The 14,062-nt window shown below is 51.3% G+C and carries 12 protein-coding genes; 1 reads left to right on the plus strand and 11 read right to left on the minus strand.

The window, feature by feature from the left end:
• Positions 1-119: 119 nt before the first annotated feature.
• The 11 genes from holA to argC all read right to left on the minus strand — a co-directional run bounded on the left by holA (position 120) and on the right by argC (position 12,491).
• Positions 120-1,103: a DNA polymerase III subunit delta gene (gene holA / locus DW642_RS05275; RefSeq protein ID WP_117509509.1), complete on the minus strand. Its 984-nt coding sequence runs from the start codon at positions 1,101-1,103 to the stop codon at positions 120-122.
• A 71-nt stretch (positions 1,104-1,174) separates the two neighbouring features.
• Positions 1,175-3,448, minus strand: a complete 2,274-nt coding sequence (locus tag DW642_RS05280; protein ID WP_117509510.1) for a DNA internalization-related competence protein ComEC/Rec2 — start codon at positions 3,446-3,448, stop codon at positions 1,175-1,177.
• A complete protein-coding gene (locus DW642_RS05285) occupies positions 3,445-4,368 on the minus strand; it encodes a GerMN domain-containing protein (protein ID WP_055227346.1) in 924 nt (307 codons plus the stop codon). Before DW642_RS05285 ends, DW642_RS05280 begins: the two co-directional genes overlap by 4 nt.
• A gap of 12 nt (positions 4,369-4,380) precedes the next feature.
• Positions 4,381-5,859, minus strand: a complete 1,479-nt coding sequence (locus DW642_RS05290; RefSeq protein WP_242991129.1) for a sensor histidine kinase — start codon at positions 5,857-5,859, stop codon at positions 4,381-4,383.
• Positions 5,804-6,493: a response regulator transcription factor gene (locus tag DW642_RS05295; protein WP_022462209.1), complete on the minus strand. Its 690-nt coding sequence runs from the start codon at positions 6,491-6,493 to the stop codon at positions 5,804-5,806. The genes DW642_RS05290 and DW642_RS05295 overlap by 56 nt, the downstream gene beginning before the upstream one ends.
• Positions 6,494-6,510: 17 nt before the next feature.
• Complete coding sequence (locus DW642_RS05300; protein ID WP_117509512.1) at positions 6,511-7,215, minus strand: helix-hairpin-helix domain-containing protein; 705 nt, start codon at positions 7,213-7,215, stop codon at positions 6,511-6,513.
• 113 nt (positions 7,216-7,328) lie between these two features.
• Entirely contained in the window at positions 7,329-7,760 is a 432-nt protein-coding gene (locus DW642_RS05305) for a DMT family transporter (protein WP_117509610.1), read from the minus strand.
• Positions 7,761-8,052: 292 nt separating this feature from the next.
• Positions 8,053-9,243 carry an aspartate aminotransferase family protein gene (locus DW642_RS05310; RefSeq protein ID WP_022462205.1) on the minus strand — a complete coding sequence of 397 codons (1,191 nt, stop codon included), beginning with the start codon at positions 9,241-9,243 and terminating at the stop codon, positions 8,053-8,055.
• The gene (gene argB / locus DW642_RS05315) at positions 9,230-10,126 is read right to left on the minus strand and encodes an acetylglutamate kinase (protein WP_022462204.1); all 897 of its coding nucleotides are present in this window, start codon (positions 10,124-10,126) and stop codon (positions 9,230-9,232) included. Before argB ends, DW642_RS05310 begins: the two co-directional genes overlap by 14 nt.
• A gap of 48 nt (positions 10,127-10,174) precedes the next feature.
• Positions 10,175-11,398 carry a bifunctional glutamate N-acetyltransferase/amino-acid acetyltransferase ArgJ gene (gene argJ, locus DW642_RS05320; RefSeq protein WP_117509513.1) on the minus strand — a complete coding sequence of 408 codons (1,224 nt, stop codon included), beginning with the start codon at positions 11,396-11,398 and terminating at the stop codon, positions 10,175-10,177.
• Positions 11,399-11,450: 52 nt separating this feature from the next.
• Positions 11,451-12,491, minus strand: coding sequence for an N-acetyl-gamma-glutamyl-phosphate reductase (argC, locus tag DW642_RS05325; protein ID WP_022462202.1), 1,041 nt, complete (start codon positions 12,489-12,491; stop codon positions 11,451-11,453).
• Positions 12,492-12,773: 282 nt separating this feature from the next.
• On the opposite strand from argC, the gene DW642_RS05330 reads away from it, so the two are divergent.
• The gene (locus DW642_RS05330) at positions 12,774-14,006 is read left to right on the plus strand and encodes an argininosuccinate synthase (protein ID WP_055218598.1); all 1,233 of its coding nucleotides are present in this window, start codon (positions 12,774-12,776) and stop codon (positions 14,004-14,006) included.
• The last annotated feature ends 56 nt before the right edge of the window (positions 14,007-14,062 follow it).

Below are 14,062 nucleotides of genomic sequence, written 5' to 3' on the forward strand. Positions count from 1 at the left end.
CTTTTTTTATGCTTACCAAAAGAGTGCGCCGCGACAGATCTTTTGATAAACACAGAACAAGGCGTACCGGTACAGGAAAACTGGCCGATACGCCTTGTTCTTTTTAGAAAACTCTGCTCTTACGCCGCCCTGCTGTATTTCGTAATCAGCAGCTCCACGCTCAGCAGATCGGAAATTTTTCCCGTCTTCACGTCCTCTTCCATCTGCACGCAGTCATTGACCGCCGCTTTTAATTCCTCCGCCGCATACTGGCGCGACATGGGAATATAGTTCCGCACAACGAAGCTCTGCAGTCCCGTCCGTTTTGCGATCGTCGCCTGATCGCAGTGCTCTGCCAGCAGCTCTTTGACCTGCAGCAGCAGATTGAACTGGCGTGCCAGCAGAAAGAGAATCCGCATCGGCGGCTCCTTTAAAGCCAGCAGATCCTGATACAGATCGAGCGCTTTCCGCTGCTTCTTCTCCGTTACCGCGCGGATCATCTCGAAAATCCGGTTCGTAATCTGCGTTGTGCAGACTGCCTCGATATCCGCCCGCGTGATCACATCTCTTCCCATCGTATAGCTGAGCAGTTTTTCCAGCTCCTGCGAGATATTTCCCATATCCGCGCCCGTCTTTTCCAGAAAATCTTCCATATCCTGGCGCGTGATCTTTTTTCCCTCTTTTTTCATCATGCCGAGTACCCAGGTCATCAGCGTCTTTTCGTCCTGACGAGCAAATTCCACTGCTCTTCCCTGCTTCTGCACCGCCTTGTACATACGGTTCCGCTTATCGACTTCCTCCTCCACGAAGATCAGCACCAGATAATCCGGCAGGGATCCCATGTAGTCTGCCAGCGCGTCGGCTTTGTTTTTGAAAAATCCTGTATTTTCCAGCAGAATCACACGGCGGTCCGCAAAAAACGGCATCGTCTCCGCAAGGTCAATCACTTTGGGAATCTCGGTTCCTTTTCCCTCAAAGCGGGAGAAATTCATCGTGTCGTCCTCCGGCAGCAGTGCGTTTTTCAGCTTGTTTTTATACTGATGCTTCAGATAGGCTTCTTCTCCGTAGAGCAGGTAGGCCTGCTTAAAATTCTGCGTTTTGATATCTTCTAAAATGCTTTTCATTCCATCCTCTTTCTTTCGTTCCGGCAGAAGCACGTTTGCGCAGTGCCGCAGCAGCCGGAGCTTTTGACCATTCAGGAGACGGGAAATTCCACATCCGACCGGTATCCATGAACCGCCAGGCGGTCACGCTTCAGCTGTACTGTCACGGCTCCATCCACCGGTGTTCCGTAGATATGGCTTTTGCAGGCACGAAGCCGCTCCAGCAGCTCCCGGTGCGGATGGCCGTACCGTCCCGGCCACGCGCAGGAAATCAGGCTGATCTGCGGCTGTATGCGGTTCAGAAATGCCTCGCTCGTTGAATTTCTCGAGCCGTGGTGCGCCACCTTTAAAATCTGGCACCGCTCTGCCGCCCCCAGGACCTCTTCTTCTCCGCTTCCCTCCAGATCTCCCGTCAGAAGTGCGCGGCAGGCACCGCAGGAAAGCTGTAATACAACACTTCCGGCGTTTTCCTCTCCCGTATAGTCTTCGCCCGCTCCCGGATGAAGTACCGATACGGTGAGTTCTCCTGCACGGATCTCGTCTCCCTTTTTTAGATATTCTACCATAATTCCCGCTTTTTGTGCGGCTAAAATAAAAGGATTTTCTTTTTCGCTTCCTTTCATCCACACAGGCAGGAACAGATGGCGGATGCGAAGCGCCGTTTTCTGCTCCCCGATCAGCTCCAGCAGTTCGAGGATTCCGTTCGTGTGATCTGCGTCCGGGTGCGTGATAACAACGGCATCAAGAGCGGCAATGCCGCGCTGTTTCAGATATGGGAGAATCCTTTTTTCCCCGATCGCAGACGCACTGCTGCTCCCGCCGTCATTCAGCATCACAAAACGGCCGCTCTCCACCACCAGCGAATCGCCCTGGCCGACGTCAAGCGCTGTAATGGAAAACGTTTCCCGGGGACGGTAAAAAAGCAGAACACAGGCAAAAAACATGGTAATACCAAAGAGCATCCGCTCCCGCCTTCGTGCCTGCGCACCTTTTCGTTTTGCCCCATCCGGATTCATCTCCCGTTTTCGTTTTCGCACATACAGTATCACCAGCAGACCGGTCAGAATGATTCCATATCCTGCCATCTGCCATTTTTCCGGCTGACCGCAGATCCACACATTTCCCGGAATCTGTGCGACCGCCGCTGTCATCTGCCGCAGAAGTGTGAGCAGGAACCGCGCCGGAAGCAGAACAACACTTCCCGCTTTCACGCTTGCCAGTCCCGCCAGAAGCCCCGCAGCACCCGTCAGCAGCACCGCCGTCATGACAGCTCCTGCAAACAGATTCGGCAGAAACGCAAAGAGCGGAATCTCATAAAAATACCACGCCTGCAGCGGGATCATGACAAGCTGCAGGGAAAGGTACACCATCGCAGCCTCTTTCCCTTTCGCCGCAAGTTTTTCCAGCCCCGTTTTTTCCCCGCGTCTCTTCCGTTCCGCCTTCTCCCCCGCCAGAACCGGATAAACCCCGGAAATGGCTGTTACTGCTCCAAACGAAAGCCAGAACCCGCTCTGCTCCAGATACGAGGGGTTTTCTGCCAGCATCAGAATTGCCGCAAGAGAGAGCGCACTTAAGGAATCATACGTCCTTCCCACTGCGACAGCTCCCATCCGCACTGCAAACATCACCACTGCACGCACGGTCGCCGTTCCGCTGCCGGTAAACATGCCATACAGCACCATACCGGCGGCCGCCGCCAGAGACGCGGGAGTTTTCGGCAGATGCAGCGCCATCAGCAGCCGTCGGAGTGCCATGCCGAGCAGCATCAGATGCATGCCGGAAACGGAAATCAGGTGCAGCAGACCGCTCTGCTGATACGCCAGATACGTCTCCTCCGTGAGTTCCGACCGTTCCCCGAGCAGCATCGCAGAAAGCACACCTGCCTCCTCCTCCGGCATCATTTCTTTTAAAACGGCACAGCACCGCTCCCGCTCCAGCCGGAGCGCTTCGCCGAGATTCCACCGCCCGACATCCACAACTTCCTCCCGCTCCGAAATCACGTAGAACGCACAGCCTTTTCCCTCATAATATGTTTTCTCATCAAACATCCCCGGATTGCGCGGGCTTTCCGGCTTTTTTACAGTTCCGTACACCCGCACAGCGGCTCCGACCGGCAGATCTCCCCGCTTTGCGAGCAGATAAATTTTCCCTTTGCTTCCCTCCCCGCGCAGCACATACCCGTTGTTGCTGCTCTTTTTCTCATACGTTTCAATTGTCCCTGCAATCCACACCTTCCTGCCCTGCTGCGCTTTGTTTTCGTATTTGGGGTCAGAAAAAGGCGTGCCAAGAGGCACGCCCGCAATCCGCAGCAGCACAAGCACCAGCATGAATCCAAGACACGCCAGGCACATGGGCCGTTTTCTCATGTATCTTTTTCCTCCAGATAAGACAGGTCTTCCTCGTAGAACTGATTGAGTTTCATCGTTTCACGGAAGGTTACATCGCTCTCTCCGTTGATGGAAAACTGCACCTTATCCACCTTACAGTTCGCCGTGATGGAATCCACCACCGCATAAATCGGAATCTGCTCCGCCACACTCGAAAGCGCAGAATCCTTAAAAGATTTGTCAAAATTCACATAGGCAATCCGATCGGATGTCGTGACACTTAAGACATTCATCGTATCCGGCAGCACTGCATAATGGCCGTCTTCTTTCGGTCCCTTCATCAGCTGCTCCACCACGACCCGCTCCAGCGGAATGTTCGTGCTGTACGGCACCCGCCGCGTCTCCTTCACAAGATGATCGCCTGCTTCATTTGCAAAATACAGTGTCAGCGTCGCATACTGATACTGATAAATTTCCCTTCCGGAATTTTCCAGAAAGCTGTCCGCCGTCATCGTTCCGATCTCGCGTCCTTTGGAATCCTTTAACGGATCCCCGTCAATCAGAAGCGTCACGCGCTCCACCTCCGGAACCTGCACAAAGGTACGCACCAGTCCTGCACGCACCAAAACCTCCTGCGGCCGCGCAAGCTCTCCGTACTCTCCACTTAAGTTCAGCGTAAGGAGCCCGTTCTCCAGCGTATATGTCTTGATGGAAATCCCATTGGAAAGAAGTGCCTGGTTTCCGTCCTTGGCAGGTTTCTCCTGCAGCGCGTCAACCAGCTCCTTGATCAGTTTCTGATCCGTTCCTTCTTTTGGTTCATACGGCTCCTGCACCAGTGTTGTGCCGGTTTTGTCTAGGCAGTACAGGTGATACGCCGACTCCTTCTGGCTCTTCTGCCACTGCCCGCAGCCGCTAAGAAGCAGCACGCCGGCCAGCAGTACGCCAAGTATCCGTTTCATGTGCGCCACCTCCTACATCACGTAATTCAGAGGAATCCGCACGGAAAATGTCGTTCCCTCGTTTTCTTTGCTGTATACACGGATCGCTCCCCGGTGCATGACAATCGCGCTCCGCGCAATCGCAAGGCCAAGGCCGGTTCCGCCGATTTCCCGCGAGTGGGACTTGTCCACGCGGTAGAAACGCTCGAAGATATGCGCAATCGACTCCTCCGGGATGCCGATGCCGGAGTCTGCCACCGTCACGTAGAAATATTTGTGATCCGCATTTAAGGATACACGCACCCATCCATTCTCGTTGTTGTACTTGATGCCGTTTTCGATCAGGTTCGAGAACGCCAGCGAGAGCTTCGTCGCATCCACCTCTGCATTGACCGGGCGGAAGCTGTCGAGAATGAGCTCCACATTTTTCTGTGCGGCAATCGGATGAAGCCGCTTCAGCAGCTGCTCTAACAGCTCGTTGATATTGACCTGGGTGATATTGAGGTCTGCCACCTTTTTATCCATCTTGACCAGCGACAAAAGGTCGGTAATAATCTGGTTTTCGCGGTCGATCTCCGAGGTAATATCCTGCATGAATTCCTGATAAAGTTCCACCGGAACGCCCTCCTGCCCGTTCAGCGAATCCGCCAGAACCTTCATGGACGCAAGCGGCGTCTTTAACTCATGCGAGACGTTCGAAACAAATTCCTGGCGGGAATCGTCGAGCGTACGGACGCGGGTCAGCATCTTGTTGAATGCGTCCGTGATCAGCTCTGTCTCGAGGTAATCCGGAACAGAAATGCTTTCGTCGAGATAGCCGTCGGTGATGTCCTCGATGGAACGGGTGACCTTCTGGAACGGCTTCATCAGAATGCCCGCGAGCAGATAGCCAAAGACCAGCACGAGAAGCGTAATGATCGAAAGAATCGTCATTCCCTTCGTCTCCAGAATTTTCATATTCGCACGGATCTCATCCGTCGAAATGCTGACGAGCATAACGCCGAGCGTCTCCTTCGTCTCGGTATTCTGAATCCGCACCGTCATTTCCAGATAGCTGTTTTTCCGGTCGTACTGGCTCGTCTCCTTGCCCTGAAAGCTCTGGATGACCTCCTGCGAGATAATCGTCTTTCCGCGGTCCATATCGTACGTATCTTTGATGACGCGGAAATCCTGGTCGATAATCAGGATTCTGCCGCCGTAGATATTCGTCAGCATACTGAGCTGTCCGTTGATGACATCCGATCCAGGATCTTCCATGTAATTCTGCTGGATGAGCTGGTTGCAGATAATATCGCACTGATTTTTTACGGTAATGCTGCGCACCGATACCGCACGGTCCTCATAGCTGTTTACGATGCTCTTCTCAAGGATCACACACGGTACAATGCCGATGATCACAAGAATCACCGTGATGCGGAAGCGCAGACTCCGCAGAAACTTCCATTTTTCTTTGTTTTTAAGCCTGGAAATAGTAACCAACTCCCCACTTTGTGTGAACGTACTTCGGTTCACTTGGATTTTTCTCAATCTTTTCGCGCAGACGGCGGATATGTACATCTACGGTGCGCACGTCGCCCGGGTACTCATAGCCCCAGACAATGTTCAGCAGGTTCTCTCTGCTGTACACCTTGTTCGGATTGAAGACGAGAAGCTCGAGCACATCGAACTCCTTCGCAGTCAGATTGATCTCGCGGTCTCCGATGAAGACTCTTCTGCTCTCGCAGTCGATCCGCAGGTCTTTCACCTGTACGACTTTTGCTTTCTCTTCTTTTGGCTCCTGGCGGGCCGCACGGCGCATGATGGCCTTGATGCGTGCTTTTACTTCCAGAATGTTGAACGGCTTTGTGATGTAATCATCTGCGCCGTATTCCAGTCCCAGGATTTTGTCCATGTCCTCGCCCTTTGCGGTCAGCATGACGATCGGAACGTTGGAAAATTCACGGATCTGCTGGCAGACGGACAATCCGTCCAGCTTTGGCAGCATCAGATCCAGAAGGATCATATCGTATTCTTTTTCTTTTGCCATGGAGAGTGCTTCCTCGCCGTCGTATGCGCAGTCAACCTCCATGCCGTCCTGCTCCAGGCTGAAGCGGATTCCTTTTACGATCAGTTTTTCATCATCAACTACAAGAACTTTCTTTGCCATTTCTTCTCCTTCTTGTTCTAAACCTCGATAGAACCCCTTATCTTTTCAAACATCTTTCCCTTGATGCCCTCAATGTTCATAATCTCCTCAATCGAACCAAACGGGCCGTTTGCTTCGCGGTAGGCGATGATGGCATCCGCACGGCTCTCTCCGATGCCGGAGAGTGTCATCAGTTCTTCTTTTCCGGCCGTGTTCAGGTTGACTTTGCCGGAACCGGAAGCCTGCTCCGTGCCGCCCGTATTCTGCTGCGGCGTTTCCGTGATTTCCATGTTTTCTGCCTCCTCGCGCGTCCAGACGGTGATCTGCTCTCCGTCTTCGATTTTCCGTGCAAGATTGAGGATTTTTTCTTCAGCATCCGGCAGAAATCCGCCTGCCGCTTCCACAGCCTGCACTACGCGGCTTCCGCCCGGCAGCGTGTAGACACCGGGGGAAGCAACCGCACCGCAGATATAAACCTGCACTGTTTCTTCCGGTGCTGTCTCCTGTGCCTCACGTTTTTCCGGAATGCCTGTGGTTTCTCCGGCGCTTTTTTCGGAAACCGTCTGCTCCTCATCCACTTCCTTCTGATTCCCGAAAACGGTTTCCGCCGTGCTCCCGCCCGTGCTATCTGACAGTTTGTATTCTGTATCCCTGTGGTTGCATCCGCAGAGCAAAAAAACCAGCATCGCCGCCAGTATTTTTGCATGTTTTCTGCCTCTGTTCTGCTGTTTTTTCAATTTCATGCTGTGTACTCCCTTCCGCTTCGCATCTGACGCGCAAGGGTCCCTTGTGTACGCATAACTACGTTTCTATTGTATCGGAGATGCCGCAAAAATACAAGTAGAAATCTGTACCTTTATTTCCACTGAAACACTACAATTCCCACAACTGCCACTGCCATGCCGAGCAACTTGCGCACGGTGAAATCCGTTTTTTCCATACCGAAAAGGCCGAACAGTTCAATCAGCCACGCCGCTGCGAGCTGGGAAATGACGATCAGCATCGCCGCCTTCGCCGGGCCGAGGCCTGCCATACTCCAGATAACCGTGATCGTGATAAACGCGCCAATTGCCCCGCCGAGCAGCAGATACCACGGCTTTACGCGGAACAGATCCCCGATCGGCTCCCTCCCGGTGATGCACCATGCCGCAAGACAGACGGCAAACGCACTAATCTGCACCCAGCCGGCCGCCAGCCATGTACTCGTCTGTTTCGTCACCTCTGTGTTGAAAACGCCCTGAATACTCATCAGTGCGCCGGAAAGCAGCGCTGTTAAAATTCCCGCCATTGATTTTTCCTCCTGCTGTTTTTTTATGTACTCTCGGAGTCTTTCTGCGCTTGATTTTACGAGAAGATTTTTTGTCAGCTGTGCCCAAATTTCTGAGGCGTACGCGGTGCGTACGTTGATGAAATTTGGGTGCAGCTGGCGGAAAATCGGCCGTAAAAGCAAGTGCAGAAAGGCTCCGAGAGTACATTTTATACTATTCCTTTTTTCCCCGTTTTTATACAGAACTCAGGGACAGCAGAAAAACAGCCGCCCGGTCTCCTGCCTAGGAAACCAGACGGCTGTCTATTTCACATTACTGTAATGCTTTCTCCAGTTTTTCAATCATCTCATCGATGTCATCTTTCGTAATCACAAGCGGCGGTACCATACGAAGAACGTCGCTTCCGGCGGAAATCACAAGAAGTCCGTTCTCAATCGCGCGGTTGATGACTTCTCCGACCGGACGGCCCGTTACGACAAGGCCCTGCATAAAGCCTTTTCCACGGCGTGCTGCGAGGCAGTCATATTTTTCCACCAGCTCGTCCAGCTTTTTCTCCAGATACGGAGCCGTCTCTGCTACATGCTCTACGACATGCTGTTTCTCATAGCATTCAAATACAGCATTGACAGCCGCGCAGGCCAGCGGGTTTCCGCCGTATGTCGTTCCGTGGTCTCCCGGAACGAGCGAATGCTCTGCCGTCTTTTTATTCAGCACGAAGGCGCCGACCGGAACGCCGCAGCCAAGTGCTTTTGCACACGTCATGACATCCGGCTGTACGCCGTAATCCTGCCATGCGAACAGTTTTCCTGTTCTTCCCATACCGCACTGGATCTCGTCGAGGATCAGCAGGATGTCGTGCTCGTCACACAGATCGCGCACGCCCTGTAAAAATTCTTTCGTTGCCGGATAGATACCGCCCTCGCCCTGTACAGTCTCCATGATGATCGCACATGTCTTGTCGGTAATCTGTGCCTTTACGCTCTCCAGATCATTAAAATCCGCAAATTTAATGCCGCCGATCAGCGGTTTGAACGGATCCTGATAATGCGTATTTCCTGTTACAGAAAGCGCTCCAAGGCTTCTTCCATGGAAGGAATGGTTCATCGCGATGATCTCGTGATCGTTGCTGCCGTCTTTTAAGTAAGCGTATTTTCTCGCTACTTTGATGGCTCCCTCGATCGACTCCGTACCGCTGTTCGTAAAGAATACTTTATCCATGCCGGATGCCTTCGCCAGCTTTTCCGCCGCGGAGCCCATCGGAACATTGTAGAACAGGTTGGAAACATGGATGACTTTGTCCACCTGGTCTTTCACTGCTTTTTTATAATCGTCATTGCTGTAGCCGAGCGCATATACCGCGATACCTGCCGCAAAGTCCAGATATGCTTTTCCGTCGGTGTCATACAGATGAACGCCCTCGCCGTGGTCGATCACAAGCGGGAACCGGTTATAGGTGTGGAGCACGTACTGCTCGGTCTGTTCCATATACTCATTCGTCTTCATGATTGAATTTCTCCTTGTTTTCCCCTAAAATAGCCGTACCAATTCCTTTGTTCGTAAAGATCTCAAGCAGCAGGCAGTGCGGGATTCTTCCGTCCATGATGTGGACTCTCGATACGCCGTTCTCGATCGCATCGATGCAGCCCTGCAGTTTTGGAATCATGCCGCCGCCGACATTTCCATTTGTGATGAGATCTCTTGCTTCCTGTACGTGGAGCTCGGAAATCAGGCTCTCCGGATCCTTCGGATCTTTGTAGACACCCTCGATATCGGTCAGGAATGCCAGTTTTTCTGCATTTAACGCCTCAGCGATGGCGCATGCCGCGTCGTCTGCGTTGATATTGTAAGTATTGAAATCATCATCCATGCCTACCGGGCAGACAACCGGAAGGAAGTCGTTCTCCAGAAGATCGTACAGCACCTTCGGGTTTACGTTCTTGATATTTCCAACGAAGCCGATATCCTCGCCCTTGGACAGCTTCTTCTCTACATTTAAGAGTCCGCCGTCTTTTCCGCTGATGCCGACAGCATTAACTCCGAGTGACTGAATCATGGTGACAAGCTCTTTGTTGACCTTATTCAGCACCATCTCTGCCACTTCCATCGTATCGGCATCCGTTACACGAAGACCGTTGACGAATTTCGGTTCCATGCCGACTTTTCCGACCCAGCGGCTGATTTCCTTTCCACCGCCGTGTACGATGATCGGTTTGAAGCCGACCAGTTTCAGAAGAACTACGTCCTGGATGACGTTTCTCTTTAACTCTTCATCCACCATTGCGCTTCCGCCGTATTTGATGACAATGATTTTGCGGTTGAACCGCTGAATATAAGGAAGTGCCTCGATCAGCACATTTGCTTTGTCCAGATACATCTGATTTACCATGATTTTTTCTCCTCTTATGCTCTTTTCCCGTGCCTGTTCCGGATCCGGTCAGGAACGATAATCTGCGTTGATTTTTACGTAATCGTAGGTCAGGTCGCAGCCCCATGCCGTTGCTGTCGCCTCTCCCATGTGGATGTCGGCGATCGCAGTTACTTTCGGCTCGGAGAGGATCTTCGTTGCCTCCTCCTCGCTGTAGTCAACGGCAACACCTTTCGTGATAATCTGCAGTTTTCCGGCTGCGCTCTCAAAGTAGAGATCTACATTTTCCGGATCGAATTTTGCTCCGGAGTAACCCATCGCGCAGAGGATTCTTCCCCAGTTGGCGTCATGGCCGAAGATTGCCGCTTTCGTCAGACTCGATGTGATGACGGATTTTGCCAGTGTCACGGCCTGCTCTTTGCTCTCGGCTCCCTGAATCGTCACTTCGAACAGTGCGGTTGCGCCCTCGCCGTCGCCTGCGATGTGCATCGCCTGTGTTTTATTGACTTCAAAGAGTGCTTCTTTGAAAATCTTGTAATCCTCGTTTTCTTCCGTAATTTCCGGGTTTCCGGCAAGACCGTTTGCCAGAAGGAGAACGGTATCGTTTGTGGAAGTATCACCGTCTACGGAAACCATGTTGTAGGTGTCCGGTACGACTTCGCTCAGTGCTTTCTGCAGCATCTCTTTCGAAATATTGGCATCGGTTGCCACAAAGCTCAGCATGGTGCACATATTCGGATGGATCATGCCGGAGCCCTTGCACATGCTGCCGATCGTTACGGTTTTTCCGCCGATTTCGATCTGAACAGCAACTTCCTTCGGCTCGGTGTCGGTTGTCATGATCGCCTGTGCTGCTGTAGCTGCGGCTTCTCTTGTAGCTGCAAGCTGCGGTTTCAGCATTTCCACGCCGGCTGCGATCTTATCGATCGGAATCTGTTTTCCGATAACACCGGTCGATGCAACGAGAACGGAGTCCTCTGGAATGGAAAGTGCAGCCGATGCTGCCTCTGCGGTTTTTCTGCAGTAGCCATGGCCCTCCTCGCCGGTGCATGCATTGGCGATTCCGCTGTTGCAGACGATTGCCTGTGCGGTTGGATGGTTGTATACAATCTCCTGGTCCCATTTGACCGGAGCTGCTTTTACGATGTTTGTAGTAAAGGTTCCTGCTGCTACGCACGGTACCTCGCTGTAGACAAGTGCCATATCCTTTACGCCCTGTTTTTTAATTCCTGCTGCGCCGCCTGCTGCCTGAAAACCTTTTGCAGCAGTGATGCCTCCTTCAATCTTTTTCATTCTTTTATCCTCACTTTTCGTAAATTCCGTCTGTTGTCTGCTTCTGTCTTTTTTACGGGAACATCGGCGGCATGCACAGGCCTTCGTTTTCCGGCAGGCCGAACATCAGGTTCATATTCTGTACCGCCTGTCCTGCTGCGCCTTTGACCAGGTTGTCCATCGCACCCATCATGATGATTCGTTTCGTTCTCGGATCGATCTTGAAGTTGACATCCACATAGTTGCTTCCCTCGACCCATTTCGTCTGCGGGCAGACATCCTTATCGAGAACACGTACAAACTGCTCGTTGGCATAATACTTATCATAAACGGCTTTAACCTCTTCGTAAGTCACATCTTTTTTCAGGGATGCATATGCCGTTACGAGAATGCCGCGGTTCATCGGAACAAGATGCGGGGTGAAGTTCAGGGTGATCGGGTAGCCGGCTGCATAGGAAAGCTGCTCCTCGATCTCCGGTGTGTGGCGGTGGCCGGCAACGCCGTATGCCTTGATGTTTTCATTGACCTCACAGTAGAGGTTGTCCACTTTCGCTCCTCTTCCTGCTCCGGAAGTTCCTGATTTTGCATCAATAATGATGGTGTTTCCATCAATCAGATCTTCCTTTAATAAAGGATAAATCGAAAGAGTTGAGCAGGTCGGATAGCATCCCGGGTTTGCCACGATGCGCGCTTGTTTTACTTTCTCACGGTTGATCTCGCACAGTCCGTAAACCGCCTCGTCGATATACTGCGGGGATTTATGCTCGATCTTGTACCACTCTTCATACGTTTTTACATCTTTAATACGGAAATCGGCGCTCAGGTCGATGACCTTTACTTTCGAAAGAATTTCATCATTTACCAGGGAAGCACAGAGTCCCTGCGGAGTTGCTGTAAAAATGACGTCTACTTCCTTTGCAAGCTGCTCCATGTTGTCGTCCTTGCAGACATCGTCTACTAACTGAAACATATTCTGGTAAACCGACGCATATTTCTTATCGATATAGCTTCTGGAACCATACCATTTAATCTCCACATCTTTGTGTCCCAGGAGAATACGCACCAGCTCGCCTCCTGCATATCCTGTAGAACCGATAATTCCTGCTCTGATCATACCTTTTTCTCCTTTTTTCTTTCGCCCGTTTTCTTGTCTTGCCGGACATTTTTTCTTTTTTCTTTATGATATCTCAATTATTTTCTTTTTTCAATGAAAAATCTTTGTTTTCTGCTGTCATATACCGTCGATTGCATAAGTATACACCTCAAATGTATATTATGCAAGTTTTTTTTGAATTTCTGAAAAAAAGCTTGCATAATCCTGTCGTATGATGTATATTTTAGTCATTGACGATGCACCGCGCATATAGGTGCACGAGAAATCCAAGGAGGATCTTACATTATGAAAGAAAAAGTTGTACTTGCCTATTCCGGCGGACTTGATACTACTGCCATTATTCCGTGGCTGAAAGAGACCTTTGACTACGAAGTAATCTGCTGCTGCATCGACTGCGGCCAGGGAAACGAGCTGGTTGGCCTCGATGAGAGAGCAAAACTTTCCGGCGCTTCCAAATTATATATCGAAAACGTTATCGACGAGTTCAGTGAAGACTTCATCATGCCGTGCGTAAAAGCAGGCGCTGTTTATGAGAACAAATACCTGCTCGGTACTTCCATGGCACGTCCGGTTATCGCAAAGAAACTCGTTGAGATCGCAAGAAAAGAAGGTGCTGTTGCCATCTGCCACGGCGCTACCGGTAAAGGAAATGACCAGATCCGTTTCGAGCTCGGCATCAAAGCCCTTGCTCCGGATATCAAAGTAATCGCTCCTTGGAGAATGACCGATGTATGGACCATGCAGTCCCGTGAAGACGAGCTGGCTTACTGTAAAGCACACGGCATCGACCTTCCGTTTGATGCAAACCACAGCTACAGCCGTGATCGTAACCTGTGGCACATCAGCCATGAGGGACTTGAGCTTGAGGATCCGTCCAACGAGCCGAACTACGACGATCTTCTCGTACTGACCACTCCTCCGGAAAAAGCTCCGGACGAAGGCGAGTACGTAACCATGACCTTTGAGGCCGGCGTTCCGAAGACCTTAAACGGAAAAGAAATGAAAGTTTCTGAAATCATCACCGAGCTGAACAAGCTGGGCGGAAAACACGGCATCGGTATTGTTGATATCGTTGAGAACCGTGTTGTCGGCATGAAATCCCGCGGTGTTTATGAGACTCCTGGCGGAACCATCCTGATGGCTGCACATGAGCAGTTAGAGGAGCTGATTCTCGACCGTGAGACCCTGAAAACAAAGAAAGATCTCGGAAACCTGCTTGCTGAGGTTGTTTACGAAGGAAAATGGTACACTCCTCTGCGCGAGGCAATCCAGGCATTCGTTGATGTCACCCAGAAATATGTAACAGGCGAAGTAAAATTCAAACTGTTCAAAGGCAACATCATCAAAGCCGGCGAGTCTTCTCCGTACAGCCTGTACAATGAGTCTCTTGCTTCCTTCACCACCGGCGATCTCTACGATCACCACGATGCAGACGGATTCATCACACTGTTCGGTCTGCCGCTGAAGGTTCGTGCGATGAAAATGCAGGAGCTGGAGAAAAACAACAACAAATAAGATCTGATCCTATGGATTCCCAAAAGAAAGCGGACTCGCTCCGCTTTCTTTTTTTG

It is taken from the genome of Blautia sp. AM23-13AC (genome assembly GCF_003435675.1).
Lineage (GTDB): Bacteria > Bacillota > Clostridia > Lachnospirales > Lachnospiraceae > Fusicatenibacter > Fusicatenibacter saccharivorans.